The 19914-nt window shown below is 52.4% G+C and carries 13 protein-coding genes and 4 tRNA genes; 1 reads left to right on the top strand and 16 read right to left on the bottom strand.

What is annotated here, in order from left to right; all coding sequences use genetic code 11:
- Positions 1-178: 178 nt before the first annotated feature.
- The 14 genes from shiA to NYE85_RS06245 all read right to left on the bottom strand — a co-directional run bounded on the left by shiA (position 179) and on the right by NYE85_RS06245 (position 15886).
- The gene (gene shiA, locus NYE85_RS06310) at positions 179-1534 is read right to left on the bottom strand and encodes a shikimate transporter (RefSeq protein WP_259003789.1); all 1356 of its coding nucleotides are present in this window, start codon (positions 1532-1534) and stop codon (positions 179-181) included.
- Between the two features lie 110 nt (positions 1535-1644).
- Complete coding sequence (rpoC, locus tag NYE85_RS06305; RefSeq protein WP_259003788.1) at positions 1645-5871, bottom strand: DNA-directed RNA polymerase subunit beta'; 4227 nt, start codon at positions 5869-5871, stop codon at positions 1645-1647.
- Between the two features lie 118 nt (positions 5872-5989).
- Complete coding sequence (rpoB, locus tag NYE85_RS06300) at positions 5990-10018, bottom strand: DNA-directed RNA polymerase subunit beta (protein WP_259003786.1); 4029 nt, start codon at positions 10016-10018, stop codon at positions 5990-5992.
- Positions 10019-10345: 327 nt separating this feature from the next.
- Entirely contained in the window at positions 10346-10711 is a 366-nt protein-coding gene (rplL, locus tag NYE85_RS06295; protein ID WP_004957744.1) for a 50S ribosomal protein L7/L12, read from the bottom strand.
- Positions 10712-10774: 63 nt separating this feature from the next.
- Positions 10775-11272, bottom strand: a complete 498-nt coding sequence (gene rplJ, locus NYE85_RS06290) for a 50S ribosomal protein L10 (protein WP_004957741.1) — start codon at positions 11270-11272, stop codon at positions 10775-10777.
- Between the two features lie 332 nt (positions 11273-11604).
- On the bottom strand, positions 11605-12309 hold the full coding sequence (gene rplA, locus NYE85_RS06285) for a 50S ribosomal protein L1 (RefSeq protein WP_004957738.1): 705 nt from the start codon (positions 12307-12309) through the stop codon (positions 11605-11607).
- A 3-nt stretch (positions 12310-12312) separates the two neighbouring features.
- Positions 12313-12741, bottom strand: coding sequence for a 50S ribosomal protein L11 (rplK, locus tag NYE85_RS06280; protein ID WP_015376316.1), 429 nt, complete (start codon positions 12739-12741; stop codon positions 12313-12315).
- A 162-nt stretch (positions 12742-12903) separates the two neighbouring features.
- The gene (gene nusG, locus NYE85_RS06275) at positions 12904-13449 is read right to left on the bottom strand and encodes a transcription termination/antitermination protein NusG (RefSeq protein WP_004929914.1); all 546 of its coding nucleotides are present in this window, start codon (positions 13447-13449) and stop codon (positions 12904-12906) included.
- Position 13450: 1 nt separating this feature from the next.
- A complete protein-coding gene (gene secE, locus NYE85_RS06270; protein ID WP_259003771.1) occupies positions 13451-13834 on the bottom strand; it encodes a preprotein translocase subunit SecE in 384 nt (127 codons plus the stop codon).
- A 255-nt stretch (positions 13835-14089) separates the two neighbouring features.
- Positions 14090-15274 carry an elongation factor Tu gene (gene tuf / locus NYE85_RS06265; protein ID WP_259003770.1) on the bottom strand — a complete coding sequence of 395 codons (1185 nt, stop codon included), beginning with the start codon at positions 15272-15274 and terminating at the stop codon, positions 14090-14092.
- Between the two features lie 109 nt (positions 15275-15383).
- Positions 15384-15459, bottom strand: a tRNA-Thr gene (locus tag NYE85_RS06260).
- A 6-nt stretch (positions 15460-15465) separates the two neighbouring features.
- Positions 15466-15540 (bottom strand) — tRNA-Gly (locus NYE85_RS06255).
- 163 nt (positions 15541-15703) lie between these two features.
- Positions 15704-15788: transfer RNA gene (locus NYE85_RS06250), tRNA-Tyr, on the bottom strand.
- 22 nt (positions 15789-15810) lie between these two features.
- Positions 15811-15886, bottom strand: a tRNA-Thr gene (locus NYE85_RS06245).
- Positions 15887-16511: 625 nt separating this feature from the next.
- On the opposite strand from NYE85_RS06245, the gene coaA reads away from it, so the two are divergent.
- Positions 16512-17462: a type I pantothenate kinase gene (coaA, locus tag NYE85_RS06240; RefSeq protein WP_004957720.1), complete on the top strand. Its 951-nt coding sequence runs from the start codon at positions 16512-16514 to the stop codon at positions 17460-17462.
- Between the two features lie 43 nt (positions 17463-17505).
- On the opposite strand, the gene birA is transcribed toward coaA, so the two are convergent.
- Both birA and murB read right to left on the bottom strand, forming a co-directional pair.
- Positions 17506-18468 (bottom strand): bifunctional biotin--[acetyl-CoA-carboxylase] ligase/biotin operon repressor BirA, encoded by a 963-nt coding sequence (birA, locus tag NYE85_RS06235; protein WP_259003769.1) that lies wholly within the window; start codon positions 18466-18468, stop codon positions 17506-17508.
- On the bottom strand, positions 18465-19502 hold the full coding sequence (gene murB, locus NYE85_RS06230) for a UDP-N-acetylmuramate dehydrogenase (protein WP_259003768.1): 1038 nt from the start codon (positions 19500-19502) through the stop codon (positions 18465-18467). Before murB ends, birA begins: the two co-directional genes overlap by 4 nt.
- Positions 19503-19914: the final 412 nt, after the last annotated feature.

The following is a 19914-nucleotide window of genomic DNA, read 5'->3' as shown; positions in this document are numbered from 1 at the left end:
CCGCGCAACATGTTAAAACCGAGCTGGCATGAAAAACCAGCGGCGTTATAGTGACGCCGTTGGTTATCATTCCCGAAGCCAACCGGGGTACCCCGCCCATATCAGGCAGAACGCGCGACCGGAACCTGTCTTCCGCTTACCGCTAATCAGCAGGCTCGCATCGCTGGGGCGAGAGCCTTTATTCTGCCACCTGCGGCTTCATTCTCATCCCGATAATGGCCGAAAGCAGACAGCCCATTGCCAGATAGGCCGCCACCAGGTGCCAGGAACCGTCCATAAACTGCACCAGCAATACGGCGATAAATGGTGTAAAACCGCCCCCGACCACGCTGGCGACCTGATAGCCAACCCCTGCGCCGCTGTAACGGTAGGCGGTACCGAACAGTTCGGTGAACATTGGCTGCTGCACGCTGACGAGCATGTCATGCGCCATATTGCCGAGCATGATGGCGAAGAAAACGATCAGCAGGGTATTACGACTCTCTAACGCCATAAAAAACGGTATCGCGCTGACGACCCCGATTAACGCCCCGGTAACGTATATCCGGCGTCGGCCAAAGCGATCGGCCAGATAGGCAAAACACGGGATCGATACGCAGCTCACCGCCCCCACCAACAGGCCGATATTGAGAAATATATCGCGTGAAAGGCCAAGGTGAGTGGTGGAGTAGTTCATGGCAAAGGCCGTCACGATATACATCGTCAACAACTCGCCAAAGCGCAGGGCGATGATCAGCAAAAAGGCTTTGGGATTCTGGCGCAAGGCTTCGAAAATTGGGAAGTGGCGAATTTTTTCCGCCCTGTCGTGCAAGGTTTTATTGGCCTCGAACTCCTGCGACTCATCCATGCCGTTACGGATCCACCAGGCGATAGCGACCAGCACCAGGCTGAAGATAAACGGCAGACGCCAACCCCAGCTGATAAACGCCTCGTCCGACGTAAACTGGCTTACCAGGGACACCGAGCCGGTTGCCAATAGCAGCCCGACACCAAAGCCGATCTGTACGCCGCTGCTATACAGAGCCTGTTTCTTCTTTGGTGCACTTTCTACCGCCAGCAAGGCTGCACCACCCCATTCGCCGCCAACGGCAAAGCCTTGTATCGCACGCAGCGTCACCAGTAGTACCGGCGCCCACCAGCCGATCGCGTCAAACGACGGCAGCAGACCGATCAATGCCGTGGAAATCCCCATCATCCAGACGGTAATCATCAGCATGCGTTTACGGCCTAGTTTGTCACCGAAATGGCCAAATACCATGCCACCTAATGGACGAAACAGGAAACCGACGCCGAAGGTGCCAAACGCTGCCAGCGTGCCCATCGTCGGGCTTATCTGAGGAAAGAATTCGGTGTTGAAAACCAGAGCGGCAACTATTCCGTACAGTAAAAAATCGTACCAGTCGACTACCGCGCCAACGAAGCTGCCCCAGGCCGCGCGCCGAGCCCGTGCCGGTGAGTAGCCAATTGACTGGCTTTGTGTGGGTATATCGCAATCCGCTGGAGCAGCGGCGCTGACCGTAGTTGAGGTGTCCATGCCTATCCCGTTATTTTAACTTTACGGCACTGTACAACAAAAAGCCCCGGCTAGGATAGCCAGGGCTTTTGTCATTTACTGCTTAATGTGCAGTCAGGGATAGCGATGACTTATTCGTCGTCGTTACCGCCCAGGTTACCGGCATTCAGCAGTTCAGCCAGGTTGGCCGACGCTTCTTCTGCGCTAACCTGCGGTGCAACCGGAGTTTCACCCAGAGCACGACGGCGCATACGATCCTGATGATAAGCGTAACCGGTACCCGCCGGGATCAGGCGGCCAACGATGACGTTTTCTTTCAGGCCACGCAATTCATCACGTTTGCCGGCCACGGCCGCTTCGGTGAGAACGCGCGTCGTTTCCTGGAACGATGCGGCAGAGATGAACGACTCGGTCGCCAAGGAAGCCTTGGTGATACCCAGCAGGTCACGCGTAAAGGTCGCTTCGATTTTGCCTTCGGCAGCAAGCTGACGGTTGGCAATCTTGACGCGAGACACTTCAGCCTGTTCGCCTTCGAGGAACTCGGTGCCACCAGCGTTGACGATGGTGCCTTTACGCAACATCTGACGAACGATAACTTCAATGTGCTTATCGTTAATCTTAACGCCTTGCAGACGGTAAACTTCCTGCACTTCGTTGGTAATGTAGCGGGTAACCGCATGCACACCACGCAGACGCAGAATGTCGTGCGGTGACTCTGGACCATCGGATACCACGTCGCCGCGTTCTACACGTTCGCCTTCGAACACGTTGAGCTGACGCCATTTCGGAATCATCTCTTCGTAGGCATCGCTGCCATCCAGCGGCGTGATCACCAGGCGACGCTTGCCTTTGGTCTCTTTACCGAACGAGATAATCCCGCTGATTTCAGCCAGGATTGCCGGCTCTTTCGGACGACGCGCTTCGAACAGATCGGCAACGCGTGGCAGACCACCGGTAATATCCTTGGTACCGCCGGATTCCTGTGGAATACGCGCCAGGGTATCACCTGCACCGATCTGAATGCCGTCTTCCAGCTGTACAATTGCCTTGCCTGGCAGGAAGTACTGAGCAGCCATATCGGTGCCTGGGATCAGTACGTCGTCGCCTTTGGCGTCAACAATCTTCAGCGCTGGACGCAGGTCTTTACCGCTACCGGTACGCTCTGCGCTATCCAGTACCACCAGGGAAGACAAACCGGTCAGTTCGTCGGTCTGGCGAGTAATGGTCTGGCCGTCAACCATATCGGCGAAGCGAATGAAACCGCTCACTTCACTGATAACCGGCATGGTGTGCGGATCCCAGTTAGCAACGGTTTCGCCGCCGTTAACTTCTGCACCGTCACCTTTGCCCATCACGGCACCGTAAGGCACCTTGTAGCTTTCCTTGGTACGACCGAATTCGTCGATCAGCTTCAGTTCGGTGTTACGCGAGGTGATCACCAGCTTGCCGGCCGCGTTCATAACGAACTTGGCGTTGCTCAGCTTGATGCTACCCTTGTTTTTCACCTGAATGCTGGATTCGGCAGCCGCACGAGATGCCGCACCACCGATGTGGAACGTACGCATCGTCAGCTGGGTACCCGGCTCACCGATGGACTGTGCCGCGATAACGCCGATGGCTTCACCCTTGTTGATGATGTGGCCACGAGCCAGGTCACGACCATAGCAGTTGGCGCACACGCCGAAGTCGGTTTCACAGCTCACCACGGAACGAACCTTAACGCTGTCGACAGAGTTCTCTTCCAACAGGTCACAGGTCTTCTCGTTCAGCAGGGTGTTACGCGGCACCAGAATGTCTGCCGTACCCGGCTTGAGAACATCTTCTGCCGTTACACGCCCCAGAACGCGCTCACGCAGCGGCTCTTTAACGTCGCCACCTTCGATAACCGGCGTCATCAGGATGCCGTTGTGGGTACCACAGTCGTCTTCGGTGACCACCAGATCCTGCGCGACGTCTACCAGACGACGAGTCAGATAACCGGAGTTTGCCGTTTTCAGTGCGGTATCCGCCAGGCCTTTACGCGCACCGTGCGTGGAGATGAAGTACTGGAGTACGTTCAGACCTTCACGGAAGTTCGCGGTAATTGGCGTTTCAATGATCGAGCCGTCCGGTTTCGCCATCAGGCCACGCATACCGGCCAACTGACGAATCTGAGCGGCGGAACCACGTGCACCGGAGTCGGCCATCATAAAGATGCTGTTGAAGGAAACCTGCTGTTCCACTTCGCCGTCACGGTTAACCACGTCTTCTACCGACAGGTTTTCCATCATCGCCTTGGCAACGCGTTCGTTAGCCGCAGCCCAGATATCGATCACCTTGTTGTAGCGTTCGCCCGCGGTTACCAGACCAGACTGGAACTGCTCCTGGATTTCGGCCACTTCGGTTTCCGCTTCTTCGATGATCTCGGCTTTTTTCGCCGGGATAACCATGTCATCGATACCAACGGATGCGCCGGAACGGGCAGCGTAGGCAAAGCCGGTGTACATGATCTGGTCAGCAAAGATAACGGTCGGCTTCAACCCCATGATGCGGTAACAGGTGTTCAGCATCTTGGAGATCGCTTTCTTGCCCAAAGGCTGGTTAACGATCGAATACGGCAGACCTTTTGGTACGATCATCCACAGGATGGCGCGACCAATGGTGGTGTCGATGATCGAAGTCTGGTGTACAGATTCGCCTTCGGTGTTTTTGATCTCTTCGGTGATACGCACTTTAACGCGCGCATGCAGAGAGGCCAGGCCAGCGCGGTAAATACGCTCGGCTTCTTTCGGGCCGCTCAGCACCATGCCTTCGCCCTTGGCGTTAACACAGTCGCGAGTCATGTAGTACAGACCCAATACAACGTCCTGAGAAGGAACGATGATTGGCTCACCGTTCGCTGGAGACAGGATGTTGTTGGTCGACATCATCAACGCACGCGCTTCCAACTGGGCTTCCAGCGTCAGCGGTACGTGAACAGCCATCTGGTCACCATCGAAGTCGGCGTTGTATGCCGCACAAACCAGCGGGTGCAGCTGGATGGCCTTGCCTTCGATCAGTACCGGCTCGAATGCCTGGATACCCAAACGGTGCAGCGTTGGTGCACGGTTCAGCAGTACCGGGTGTTCGCGGATGACTTCGTCCAGGATATCCCAAACGACGGCTTCTTCGCGTTCAACCATTTTCTTGGCGGCTTTGATGGTGGTGGCCAGGCCACGCAGTTCCAGCTTGCCGTAGATGAACGGTTTGAACAGCTCCAGCGCCATTTTCTTCGGCAGGCCACACTGGTGCAGACGCAGGTATGGACCGACGGTGATAACGGAACGACCAGAGTAGTCGACGCGCTTACCCAACAGGTTCTGACGGAAGCGACCCTGCTTACCTTTGATCATGTCGGCCAAAGATTTCAGAGGACGCTTGTTGGAACCGGTGATCGCACGACCGCGACGGCCGTTATCCAGCAGGGCGTCTACCGCTTCTTGCAGCATACGCTTTTCGTTGCGCACGATGATGTCAGGCGCAGCCAGATCCAGCAGGCGTTTCAAACGGTTGTTACGGTTGATGACGCGGCGATACAGATCGTTCAGATCCGAGGTCGCGAAACGGCCGCCATCCAGCGGAACCAATGGACGCAGATCCGGCGGCAGTACTGGCAGCACGGTCAGGATCATCCACTCTGGCTTGTTGCCAGACTGGACGAACGCTTCCAGCAGCTTGATACGCTTGGTCAGTTTCTTGCGCTTGGTTTCGGAGTTGGTTTCGTTCAGCTCTTCACGCAGCAGTTCGCACTCGGCTTCCAGATCCATGTTTTTCAACAGGGCCTGGATGGCTTCTGCACCCATCTTGGCATCGAACTCGTCACCAAACTCTTCCAACGCATCCAGATACTGCTCTTCAGTCAGGATCTGACGGCGTTCGAGGTTGGTCATACCACCTTCAATCACCACATAGGATTCGAAGTACAGTACGCGTTCGATATCACGCAGCGGCATATCCAGCAGCAAACCGATGCGCGATGGCAGCGATTTCAGGAACCAGATGTGCGCAGTCGGGGAAGCCAGTTCGATGTGGCCCATGCGCTCACGACGCACTTTGGTCTGGGTCACTTCAACGCCGCACTTCTCGCAGATCACGCCACGGTGCTTCAAGCGCTTGTACTTGCCGCACAGGCACTCGTAGTCTTTTACCGGCCCAAAGATACGGGCGCAGAAAAGGCCGTCACGTTCTGGTTTGAACGTACGGTAGTTAATGGTTTCCGGCTTCTTAACTTCACCGAACGACCACGAACGGATCATGTCTGGCGATGCCAGAGCAATCTTGATCGCATCAAACTCTTCGGTCTTAGTTTGCGCTTTCAGAAACTTCAATAAGTCTTTCACGGATTGGCTCCTGTCGGAGTTAAACCTGTTGGGTACCCACAACCGCCGTGGGTACCCGTGTGACCTGAACAACCACCCTCTGGCTCCCTAAGGCCGGGAGCCAGAGCCGGAACGACGATTACTCGTCTTCCAGTTCGATGTTGATACCGAGCGAGCGGATTTCTTTCAACAGCACGTTGAAGGACTCCGGCATGCCTGGTTCCATGCGGTGATCGCCATCCACGATGTTTTTGTACATCTTGGTACGCCCGTTAACGTCATCCGACTTAACGGTAAGCATTTCCTGCAGGGTGTAAGCCGCGCCGTATGCTTCCAGCGCCCACACTTCCATCTCACCGAAGCGTTGACCACCGAACTGCGCTTTACCACCCAGAGGCTGCTGAGTAACCAAGCTGTAAGAGCCGGTTGAACGGGCATGCATTTTATCGTCAACCAAGTGGTTCAGTTTCAGCATGTACATATAGCCAACGGTAACCTGGCGCTCGAACTGCTCACCGGTACGGCCATCGAACAGCGTAATCTGACCAGAAGTCGGGATGCCACCCATTTCCAGCAGTTGCTTGATTTCAGTTTCTTTCGCACCATCGAACACTGGCGTTGCGATTGGCATACCTTTTTTCAGGTTCTCGGCCAGACGCAATACTTCGTCATCGCTGAAGGTGTTCAGGTCAACTTTCTGGCAAACGTCATCACCCAGATCGTACGCTTTCTGGATGAACTCACGCAGTTTGGCCACTTCCTGCTGCTGCTTGAGCATCTGGTTGATTTTCTCACCGATACCTTTGGCAGCCATACCCAGGTGGGTTTCCAGGATCTGACCGATGTTCATACGTGATGGTACGCCCAGCGGGTTCAGTACGATGTCAACCGGCGTGCCGTTTTCATCGTAAGGCATATCTTCGATCGGGTTGATCTTGGAGATAACACCCTTGTTACCGTGGCGGCCTGCCATCTTATCACCCGGTTGGATCTGACGTTTAACCGCCAGATACACCTTGACGATTTTCAGCACGCCAGGTGCCAGATCGTCGCCTTGAGTGATCTTGCGACGCTTGGCTTCCAGCTTCTTCTCGAAGTCGGATTTCAGTTCGTCGTACTGCTCTGCCAGCTGTTCCAGCTGGTTTTGCTTGTCTTCGTCGGTCAGACCCAGTTCCAGCCAGCGATCGCGTGGCAGCTTGGCAAGCTTCTCAGCTTCAACGCCGCCGGCAACCAGCACCGCGTGAATACGTGCAAACAGACCGGCTTCCAGGATTTGCAGTTCTTCAGTCAGGTCTTTCTTCGCCTGCTTCAGCTGCATCTCTTCGATTTCCAACGCACGCTTGTCTTTTTCCACGCCATCGCGGGTGAAGACCTGCACGTCGATAACCGTACCGGAAACGCCATTTGGCACACGCAGAGAAGAGTCTTTAACGTCAGACGCTTTCTCACCGAAGATCGCGCGCAGCAGCTTCTCTTCTGGCGTCAGCTGGGTTTCACCCTTCGGCGTTACCTTGCCAACCAGAATATCGCCACCGGTCACTTCAGCACCGATATACACGATGCCGGACTCATCCAGTTTGGAGAGCGCAGCTTCACCCACGTTAGGGATGTCAGCAGTGATCTCTTCCGGCCCCAGCTTGGTGTCGCGAGACACGCACGCCAGTTCCTGAATATGGATGGTGGTGAAGCGATCTTCCTGTACCACGCGCTCGGAGACCAAGATGGAGTCTTCGAAGTTGTAGCCGTTCCACGGCATGAATGCGACGCGCATGTTCTGACCCAGCGCCAGCTCACCCAGATCGGTGGACGGGCCATCTGCCAGTACGTCGCCGCGCTCGATTGGCTCACCCAGGTTGACACACGGCATCTGGTTGATGCAGGTGTTCTGGTTCGAACGGGTGTACTTGGTCAGGTTATAAATATCGATACCTGCTTCGCCCGGATACATCTCGTCTTCGTTAACCTTGATAACGATACGGGAAGCATCCACGTACTGGATCACACCGCCACGCTTGGCTACGGCGGTAACGCCGGAGTCAACGGCTACGGCACGTTCCATACCGGTACCAACCAGCGGCTTGTCAGCACGCAGGGTAGGAACCGCCTGACGTTGCATGTTCGCACCCATCAATGCACGGTTGGCGTCATCGTGTTCCAGGAATGGAATCAGTGAAGCACCAACGGAGACAACCTGCTGGGTCGATACGTCCATATAGTCAACCTGGTCGCGGCTGAACAGGCTTGATTCGCCCTTGCTACGACAGGTGACCAGGTCTTCCACGAAGCGACCTTCGTCATCCAGGTTGGAGTTCGCCTGGGCGATAACGAAGTTGCCTTCTTCAATGGCAGACAGGTAGTTGATTTCATCGGTAACCACACCGTCACGCACGCGGCGGTACGGGGTTTCCAGGAAGCCATACTCGTTGGTCTGTGCGTACACGGACAAGGAGTTGATCAGACCGATGTTCGGACCTTCCGGCGTTTCGATTGGACATACGCGACCGTAGTGGGTCGGGTGTACGTCTCGCACTTCGAAGCCGGCGCGTTCACGGGTCAGACCGCCCGGGCCCAATGCGGAGATACGACGCTTGTGCGTGATCTCTGACAACGGGTTGTTCTGGTCCATAAACTGAGACAGCTGGCTGGAGCCGAAGAACTCTTTCACCGCCGCCGAAATCGGCTTGGCGTTGATCATGTCCTGAGGCATCAGGGTATCCAGATCGCCCAGTGACAGACGCTCTTTAACCGCACGCTCAACACGAACCAGACCTACGCGGAACTGGTTCTCTGCCATTTCGCCAACGGAACGGATACGGCGGTTGCCGAGGTGGTCGATATCGTCCACTTCGCCTTTGCCGTTACGGATATCGATGAGCTTCTTCATCACTTCAATGATGTCGTCTTTGCTCAGGATACCCGAACCTTCGATCTCGTCGCGCAGCAGGGAACGGTTGAACTTCATACGGCCAACCGCAGACAGATCGTAGCGGTCTTCCGAGAAGAATAGGTTCTCGAACAGGCTTTCAGCAGCTTCGCGCGTTGGCGGCTCACCAGGGCGCATCATGCGGTAGATCTCTACCAGCGCGCTCAGACGATCGTTAGTCGGGTCGACGCGTACGGTTTCAGAAATGTACGCACCGTGGTCCAGATCGTTGGTGAACAGCGTTTCAATACGCTTGTGGCCTGACTGGCTCAGTTTGGCCAACAGATCCAGCGACAGCTCCATGTTGGCAGCACAGATCAGTTCGCCGGTATTGGTATCGATGTAGTCCTTCGCAACAACCTTGCCCGCGATGTACTCAACCGGTACTTCAATGCTCTGGATTTCGTCTTTTTCAAGCTGACGGATATGACGAGCGGTGATGCGACGGCCTTTCTCTACGTAGATCTTGCCGTTGGCTTCGATATCAAACGAAGCGGTCTCACCACGCAGACGCTCTGGAACCAGCTCCATCTGCAGCTTGTTATCACGAATCTCGAACGTAATTTTTTCAAAGAACAGGTCAAGGATCTGCTCAGTGGTGTAGTTCAGCGCGCGCAGAATGATGGTCGCAGGCAGTTTGCGGCGACGGTCAATACGCACGAACAGGTTGTCTTTCGGGTCAAACTCGAAATCCAGCCAGGAACCACGGTAAGGGATAATACGTGCGTTATACAGCACCTTACCCGATGAATGGGTTTTACCCTTATCGCTGTCGAAGAATACGCCAGGGCTGCGGTGCAGCTGAGATACGATAACCCTCTCAGTACCGTTGATCACAAAGGTACCGTTGTCGGTCATGAGCGGAATTTCGCCCATATAGACTTCTTGTTCCTTGATGTCTTTAACCGTACCTTCCGGTGCTTCTCGCTCGTAGATTACCAGGCGCAGTTTGACGCGCAGCGGTGCAGAGAACGTCACACCACGAATCTGGCACTCTTTGACGTCGAACACCGGCTCACCAAGACGGTAGCTAACGTATTGCAGCTCCGAATTGCCACTGTAGCTCTGGATTGGGAATACAGAACGGAATGCGGCCTCAAGGCCGTACTGCCCTTCTGGGTCTTGCTCGATAAACTTCTGGAACGAGTCAAGCTGGATAGAAAGGAGATATGGTATGTCCAGAACTTGTGGACGTTTACCAAAATCCTTACGGATGCGTTTTTTCTCGGTATAGGAGTAAACCATAGGGTTCCTCAGCTCGCTGATCAGTGACCCACTCTGTCCGTCCGAATAGGACAGTTCATGCAACACCATTTTGTCGACCGGAAAGCGGGAACACTTTCCGCAATACCTGTTTCTATCACTCTTAAATCATTTCATTGTGCTGTGCGGCAGATTCGGCTGCGGCAGGAAGGACAGTATATTAAGTCGTCGATAGAAAAAAATATTGGGGTTAGCCAGTAGCCAAACAGTGTGAAACTCTACTGACGCCCTACAGCGCAAAAAGGCTGGTGACCAAAAAGTCACCAGCCATCAGTCTGTTAAGCCAGACTGTACTCTGAGAAGTTAAACTTATTTAACTTCAACAGAAGCACCAGCTTCTTCCAGAGATTTTTTCAGAGCTTCAGCGTCGTCTTTGCTGATGCCTTCTTTCAGTACTGCTGGAGCAGATTCTACCAGGTCTTTAGCTTCTTTCAGGCCCAGACCGGTTGCGCCACGTACTGCTTTGATAACAGCAACTTTGTTGCCACCAACAGCAGACAGTACAACGTCGAACTCAGTTTTTTCTTCAGCAGCTTCAGCTGGACCTGCAGCAACAGCTACAGCGGCAGCAGCAGAAACGCCGAATTTTTCTTCCATAGCGGAAACCAGCTCAACAACGTCCATTACGGACATAGCTGCTACTGCTTCCAGGATTTGGTCTTTAGTGATAGACATAACAATTGTTCCTAAAATTCAGAAATAGTGTAAATACGTTAGCAAAGGCTAAGAAAGAGCGGCTTATGCAGCTTCTTTCTGATCGCGCACAGCAGCCAGAGTACGAACCAATTTGCCGGCAGCGGCTTCTTTCATGGTTGCCATCAGGCGTGCGATTGCTTCATCGTAAGTAGGCAGAGTTGCCAAGCGGTCGATTTGTGCCGCAGGGATCAGCTCACCTTCAAAGGCCGCAGCTTTAACCTCGAACTTTGCATTCGCTTTCGCGAACTCTTTGAACAGACGAGCAGCAGCGCCCGGGTGTTCGTTAGAGAATGCAATCAAGGTAGGACCGACAAACGTGTCTTTCAGGCATTCGAATGGAGTGCCTTCAACTACGCGACGCATCAGGGTGTTACGAACAACACGCATGTAAACGCCAGCTTCACGACCTGCTTTACGCAGTTCAGTCATTTTATCTACGGTAACGCCGCGGGAATCCGCAACAACCGCAGACAGCGCGCCTTTGGCTACTTCGTTGACTTCAGCAACAATCGCTTGTTTGTCTTGAAGATTTAATGCCATTAGCTTTTTGCTCCTGGATTAGCCGGGGGAATACCCCGGAACTCACTTCACTCGGCATCTTGCAAAAGCGCCATGCCGAGCGGCTTAACACGGTGAGCAGAATCCAGCAAAGACATTCATTAAAAAATTTCTTTAGGCTCTGTCACCGTCTACGCAGGAAGATTAAGTATCTTGCGATACACCTGCGGTCTTGGACGGAGGCCTGGATTAGGCCAGGCTCCAACCGAAAATTCTGTTGTCTCGCTATAGGCGATTCACCTATAGCAAAACCTTGGGGCATAAGATTCTAGGTGAAAATATGCCCCAAGTCAAAGCGATTAATCGTTAAACGATTAGTTCGCTGCGGCAGACAAACCGCTTTGATCGATAGCAACGCCAGCACCCATGGTGGTGGAGAGGCTAACTTTCTTGATGTACATACCCTTTGCCTGAGATGGTTTTGCTTTTTTCAGCGCAACCAGCAGAGCTTCCAGGTTTTCTTTCAGTTTGTCTGACTCGAAATCAACCTTACCGATAGTGGTATGGATGATGCCGTTTTTGTCGTTACGGTAACGAACCTGACCTGCTTTGGCGTTTTTCACAGCTTCAGCAACGTTCGGAGTAACGGTACCCACTTTCGGGTTTGGCATCAGGCCACGTGGACCCAGAACCTGGCCCAGTTGGCCTACAACGCGCATTGCATCCGGAGAAGCAATAACCACGTCGAAGTTCATTTCGCCTTTCTTGATCTGGTCAGCCAGATCTTCCATACCTACCAGCTCTGCGCCAGCTGCTTTAGCAGCTTCAGCGTTAGGGCCCTGGGCAAATACGGCAACGCGAACTGAACGACCGGTACCGTGTGGCAGAACGGTAGCGCCACGAACGTTTTGGTCAGATTTGCGTGCATCGATGCCGAGGTTAACGGCAACGTCAACGCTTTCTACGAATTTAGCGGTGGCCAGCTCTTTCAGCAGAGCAACAGCTTCGGTGATGTCATACTGTTTAGTAGCATCAACTTTGTCACGGATCACGCGCATGCGCTTGGTCAGCTTAGCCATCTCTTAATCCTCCACTACCAGGCCCATGGAACGAGCAGTACCTTCGATGGAGCGAGTCATCGCTTCAACGTCAGAACCAGTCATGTCCGCAGCTTTGGTTTCTGCGATTTCACGTACCTGCGCACGAGTCACTTTACCAACTTTGTCTTTGTTCGGCTTACCGGAACCAGACTTGATACCAGCCGCTTTTTTCAGCAGTACTGCTGCTGGCGGAGTTTTGGTAACGAAAGTGAAGGAGCGATCAGAATAAACGGTAATAACAACCGGGATCGGCAGGCCTTTTTCAACGCTGTCAGTCTTAGCATTGAACGCCTTACAGAATTCCATGATGTTAACACCTTGCTGACCCAGAGCTGGACCGACTGGCGGGCTCGGGTTAGCCATACCAGCTGCAACCTGCAGCTTAACGTAGGCTTGTACTTTCTTGGCCATGTAAATTTCCTCGTTTGGGTAGTATCGCCTCGCAAGAGGCTCCCCGTGTTTCACCCCGCCCATCATGCTGAGCAAGGCATCTAAAAACAAAAGGCGCGAAATTGTAGTTCAATTTCACGCCTCTTACAAGCATCAATTCGGCTTGTGTTGCTGATTATTCAATCAGCCTTTTTCAACCTGGCTGAAGTCCAGTTCCACCGGCGTTGCACGGCCGAAAATGGAAACCGAAACCTTCAGGCGGCTCTTCTCGTAGTCAACTTCTTCAACCACGCCATTAAAGTCGGCAAATGGACCGTCGTTGACACGTACCAGCTCACCTGGTTCAAACAGCGTTTTCGGCCGTGGTTTATCACCTACCTGCTGCAGACGATTCATGATGGCGTCAACTTCTTTGTCGCTGATAGGCGCCGGACGATCGGAAGTGCCGCCGATGAAGCCCATCACGCGTGGCACGCTGCGCACCAGGTGCCAGCTGGCATCGTTCATCACCATCTGTACCAACACATAGCCGGGGAAGAACTTGCGCTCGCTCTTGCGACGCTGACCACCACGGATTTCAACCACTTCTTCCGTAGGCACCATCACTTCGCCGAACAGCTCTTCCATATCATGCAGTTTGATGTGCTCACGCAGCGATTGCGCTACGCGACCTTCAAAACCGGAAAACGCCTGAACGACGTACCAACGTTTTTTTGGAGCTTCAGACATTTTAGAACCTCAGGCCAGTAATAAACGATACCAAACGGACCAGAATGCCATCCAGCCCCCACAGAATCAGTGACATCACGGCAGTTACCGCGGCGACGATCAACGTGGTATGTAGCGTTTCCTGGCGGGTTGGCCAAATCACTTTACGGACTTCGGTACGCGCTTCACGCGCAAACGCTACGGTAGCCTTGCCTTTGGTGGTCATCAGGGCAATGCCGCCCGCAACAGCAATAACCACTACAACAGCCAGCGCGCGCAATGGCAGGCTGAAATCGCGGTAGTAATAATTACCGACAATAGCCACAACCAACAGAACGGCGACAATCAGCCACTTAACCGCTTCCAGGCCGCGCCCGCTCCCTTGAGCCTCGGTATTCGCACTCATAAACCAACCTGTCACTTATGATTCAGAACAAACAACTTTGCCTCGCAAAGCGAGGCAAACCAAACCGATCAGATGCTGCTAAACAGCACTCGGTGTTTACGCTATGACGTATTTCAGTCAATACGGTTTAAGAGCCCATCTCACCAATGATTATGACTGCAAAATCGCTGATGAGATAGGTTCTAGTTCACAGCGTAGAAAAAGGGCATCAAATGATGCCCTTTTACCGCGTGTCGCGTCAAATATTATCAGCGATTAAGCGATAACTTTAGCAACAACACCCGCGCCTACGGTACGGCCGCCTTCGCGGATTGCGAAACGCAGACCGTCGTCCATTGCGATTGGGTGAATCAGGGTAACAACCATGTTCACGTTATCGCCTGGCATTACCATCTCTACGCCTTCTGGCAGTTCGATGGTACCGGTCACGTCAGTAGTACGGAAGTAGAACTGTGGACGGTAGCCTTTGAAGAATGGAGTGTGACGACCACCTTCTTCTTTGCTCAGGATATAAACTTCTGAGTCGAATTTGGTGTGTGGCTTGATGGAGCCTGGTTTAGCCAGAACCTGGCCACGTTCGATGTCTTCACGCTTGATACCACGCAGCAGAACACCAACGTTCTCACCAGCACGGCCTTCGTCCAGCAGTTTGCGGAACATCTCAACGCCAGTACAGGTAGACTTAACGGTGTCTTTGATACCAACGATTTCAACTTCTTCGCCAACTTTGATGATACCGCGCTCAACGCGACCGGTAACAACGGTACCACGACCGGAGATGGAGAATACGTCTTCGATTGGCAGCAGGAACGGCTTGTCGATTGCACGCTCTGGTTCTGGGATGTAAGAATCCAGGTGACCAGCCAGCTCGATGATTTTAGCTTCCCACTCGGCTTCGCCTTCCAGCGCTTTCAGCGCAGAACCGCGAACTACCGGCAGGTCATCACCAGGGAAATCGTAAGCAGACAGCAGCTCGCGAACTTCCATTTCTACCAGTTCCAGCAGCTCTTCGTCATCAACCATGTCACATTTGTTCATGAACACGATGATGTAAGGAACGCCAACCTGACGACCCAGCAGGATGTGCTCACGGGTCTGAGGCATAGGGCCGTCAGTCGCAGCAACAACCAGGATTGCGCCGTCCATCTGCGCAGCACCGGTGATCATGTTTTTCACGTAGTCGGCGTGCCCTGGGCAGTCAACGTGCGCGTAGTGGCGAGTCGGGGTGTCATACTCAACGTGTGAAGTGTTGATGGTGATACCACGGGCTTTTTCTTCTGGCGCGTTATCGATCTGGTCGAAAGCACGAGCAGCACCGCCGTAGGTTTTAGCCAGAACGGTGGTAATTGCCGCTGTCAGGGTAGTTTTACCGTGGTCAACGTGGCCGATAGTACCGACGTTAACGTGCGGTTTTGAACGTTCAAATTTTTCTTTAGACATCGATTGTCCCTCTAAGACACGGATAAATCGGTGGTATCACCACATCAACCAAGCATATGCTTGCTGAATCTATAACAGAATGAAAATCAGGGGGCGAGAAAATAAGAAGTGGTGCTGATAGGCAGATTCGAACTGCCGACCTCACCCTTACCAAGGGTGCGCTCTACCAACTGAGCTATATCAGCACATCTTGGAGCGGGCAGTGGGAATCGAACCCACATCATCAGCTTGGAAGGCTGAGGTAATAGCCATTATACGATGCCCGCATCCTGGAACTCGGCTACCTGATTTTTCTGTAGAATTTTAGGGTGGGAAACAGATCGCTTGATTCCTAACCCTTCGCGTCATACAGCATCAGATGCGCTGTACAACCCGAACCGTTGAAGGCTATCGCCTTCGTCTCCCGCAAGCTTTTGCCGAAGACAAGATTGGTGGTGGGGGAAGGATTCGAACCTTCGAAGTCTGTGACGGCAGATTTACAGTCTGCTCCCTTTGGCCGCTCGGGAACCCCACCAGATTTTATCTTTTGTACTTGATGGTGCCGGCTACCGGAATCGAACTGGTGACCTACTGATTACAAGTCAGTTGCTCTACCAACTGAGCTAAGCCGGCATCAAGTGCAGCGCATTCTAGGTAGAGCGGGCGGCCTATGCAACAAAAAAATTGCGTTACGTGCACTTTCGCTCATAAATTACCCAAATTTGCAAAATGTCCGGCAATTCCGCCAGTGCGGCGTACAAATAAACATCAATCATTCGCTTCATTTTATCTGCTTCACGAATTTTTCGCGGGTGTTAACCGCGTCGTTTGCATATCCATATTGATAACTCTCATTGATGCATCGAGTTTGCCTGGTCCCCCGGCGCAGAACGCACATCTCCACGTTGTTAGCCCGCGATTACCAATGATAACGTTCTCATGTCGCGTGACTGTAGGCTACTGACTGCCACGTCATCTCTAGCACTCGGGCAGCCTAACGGTATGGTATCAACCTGACCGCGATTAGGTCGCTCACACGCTGCATAAGCAGGCTCAACGCCTGTGAATAGCGTTTGCAGCTCTCTCATTATCAGTGCGTGCCCGTTCGCACAATTGACATAATCTGCTGTCGATCGACAACATTTTCGAAAAAAGTCTACGCCTGAAAGCCAGCTATCTATAATATGCAGCTTGTTTATTATCTGGAGTTGGCGTCCGGCGCCGTTCCCAACCTGCGTTAACAGGCAGAATTTGGCTTATGATAAAAAGAGATCAATCTTTAGCGACGCCTTATCTACAGTTCGATCGTACCCAATGGGCTGCGTTGCGAGATTCGGTGCCGCTGACGTTGTCGGAAGAAGAGATCGTTAAACTAAAAGGGATTAACGAAGATCTCTCTTTGGAGGAAGTAGCGCAAATCTATCTGCCGCTTTCGCGACTGCTGAACTTCTATATCAGTTCGAACCTGCGCCGTCAGGCTGTACTGGAACAGTTTCTTGGCACTGACGGCCAGAGAATACCGTATGTGATTGGTATTGCCGGCAGCGTGGCCGTAGGCAAAAGTACCACAGCGCGTTTGCTGCAAGCCCTGCTTAGCCGCTGGCCGGAACATCGCAGCGTAGAGCTGATCACCACCGATGGTTTTCTGCATCCTAACAAGGTGCTGAATGAACGTGGTCTAATGAAGAAGAAAGGCTTTCCCCAATCCTATGATATGCATAGCCTGGTGAAATTCGTTTCAGAAGTGAAATCTGGTGCCAAGCGCGTCACTGCGCCGGTTTATTCGCACCTGATATATGATGTTGTGCCTGAGGGTAATAAGGTAATAGAACAACCCGATATATTGATTCTGGAGGGCCTTAATGTCTTGCAGAGCGGTATGGATTATCCACATGATCCGCATCATGTATTTGTTTCAGACTTTGTTGATTTTTCCATATATGTTGATGCGCCTGAAGATTTACTGCAAACCTGGTATATCAACCGTTTTCTCAAATTCCGCCAGGGCGCATTTTCCAATCCGGATTCGTATTTCCATAACTATGCCAAGCTGTCTGAAAGCGAAGCGGTAAATATTGCCACGCAGTTATGGAACGAGATTAACGGTCTGAATTTACAGCAAAACATCCTACCAACTCGCGAGCGTGCAAGTCTCATCATGACTAAAAGCGCCAATCATGCGGTTGAAAGCGTGCGCTTAAGAAAATAAACCAGATATATCAGGGGAGCGGATGCCCCCTGATAATTTAAGATTATTCGGCGCTTCGCAGTGATATTTCGCCACCAATAAACGGTTTTAACTCACCGTCTTGCTCGAGTAGCAAAGCACCCTGCTGATCGATACCACGGGCAATACCGAATATCTGCTGTTCACCAATCAGCAACTTTACTGGTCGATCGATAAAGTTATCCAAATTGCGCCAGCGCGAAATAAATGGTGCCAGCCCTTCTTGTTCAAACTGCCGTAATGCCCTGCGCATTTCATTAAGCAACATCGCGGCCAGCTCGTTACGATCGATAGTAATACCGGCTTCCTGCAGGTTAATCCAACCTTGATTGATAGCATCAGCATTGGTTTCGCGCATCGCCAGATTAATGCCGGCACCAATCACCAATTGCGCCGCATCTCCTGTTTTACCGGTCAGTTCTACCAGAATCCCGGCCAACTTTCGATCGTTCAGATATAGATCGTTTGGCCACTTAACGCGAACCTTTTCGGCGCCGAGACGCTGTAGCACCTCGGTCATGACAATACCGATAACCAGGCTCAGGCCAATTGCCGCCGCAGGCCCTTGCTCCAACCGCCAGAACATCGAAAGGTAAAGGTTGGCGCCGAACGGAGATACCCAATGCCGTCCACGTCGTCCTCGGCCCGCCTGCTGATATTCAGCGACACAGGCATCGCCTGATGCCAGATCGGTGATACGGTCAAGCAGGTACTGGTTGGTTGAATCAACAACCGGCAGTACGGTTACACGCTTATCAGCTAGCCGTTGCAATATACGTTGCGCGTCCAGCAGCTGGATAGGTGCAGGTAAACTATACCCCTTACCTGGCACCGTAAAGACGTCCATTCCCCATTCACGAATCGTCTGGATATGTTTATTAATCGCTGCCCGGCTCATGCCCAGCTCTTCACCCAGTTGCTCGCCAGAATGAAATTCTCCATCTGACAATGATGAAATAAGCTTTAAAGGGATTTTGGTATCTTTCATGAAAGCACCTCCACGGCATTTACCTCGCCTGTAGCGCTAATGAAACGCACCTCAGGCTCTAACCAAACATCGAACCTGTCGGCTACGGTATTACGCACGTGCCGTGCCAAAGCGACGACATCCTGTGGCAGCGCATCGCCCTGGTTTATCAGCACCAGGGCTTGTTTACTGTGTACGGCAGCTCCACCGATACGATAACCTTTAAGCTGGCATTGATCGATCAACCAGCCCGCGGCCAATTTTACCTGCCCGTCATGCTGCGGAAAATGTGGCATGGTTGGATAGCTCGCCAGCAGGTTGGCTGCGGCCTCTGCGCTAACAACCGGATTTTTAAAGAAGCTGCCGGCATTGCCGGTGATCCTTGGGTCAGGCAACTTGCTGCGGCGCATCTCACAGACGGCATCAAACACCTGCCGTGGCGTTACGCTCGCAGGATCCAGTTTGGTCAGATCGCCATAACCCAGCGAAGGTTGCCACGTCTTGTTAAGCTTCAGCCCCACGGCAACGATGATGTAACCGGTTCTATATTGATGCTTGAAAATGCTTTCCCTATAGCCAAATTCGCAACGCTCTGGGCTCATGCGATCTATTTCACCCGTTCTGAAACTCAGCAAATCAACATATTCACAGACATTTTTCAGCTCAACGCCATAAGCGCCGATATTCTGTATAGGTGCCGAACCGACACAACCCGGTATCAGGGCCAGATTTTCCAGGCCATGCATACCCTTTTCCAACGTATGGCTGACCAACTTATGCCAGTTTTCGCCGGCGCTGACGTGTAAATGCCAAGCATCCTGCTCTTCGCGAACGTTAATGCCATGCAATTTATTGATCATGACCGTGCCGGCAAAATCTTCAAGAAACAGCACGTTACTTCCTTCACCAAGTATCAGTAATGGCTCTTGCCGCTTTTGCGACTTCTGCCATACCTTGATCATCAGTTCGATTTTTTCTGCTATGACCAGTTGCGCAGCATTGATCGGGAGCGCAAACGTATTGTGGTTTTTTAAAGAAGCGCTTTCAGTAGACATGATAGTAAATACTCTTGCAGAACATATTATCGCTTAGTCTACTCGATTAAACGCGTGTGGCTATTATTTGTTGTGATTGTTATCCCTTTGACGACGTAAATCTGACAAATATCACTTAACAGCGTAGTGATACAGGAATAATCCAATATTAATCAATGCAGTAGTTAAATATTTGATATGGAAACTATCAAGCTGGTAGCGATATAACTTTCTTTAGCCACTTATTAAGCGAGGAAGGATAAGGTGAAATGTAGCTATATCTATAAAGCGCTATGTATATCATTAGCGTTTATTTATAGCTGTAGGTATATACTAATTCTCTGGCTAGATACCCACCAAAACAAAAAGCCCCACGCTTGCGCGTAGGGCTTGTTGCTTTATTTGATGCCTGGCAGTGTCCTACTCTCGCATG

The organism is Serratia sp. AKBS12, assembly GCF_024793895.1.
GTDB lineage: Bacteria > Pseudomonadota > Gammaproteobacteria > Enterobacterales > Enterobacteriaceae > Serratia_F.
Note: the sequence above shows the minus strand (reverse complement) of the source record. Positions and strands in the feature narration are given on the sequence as shown.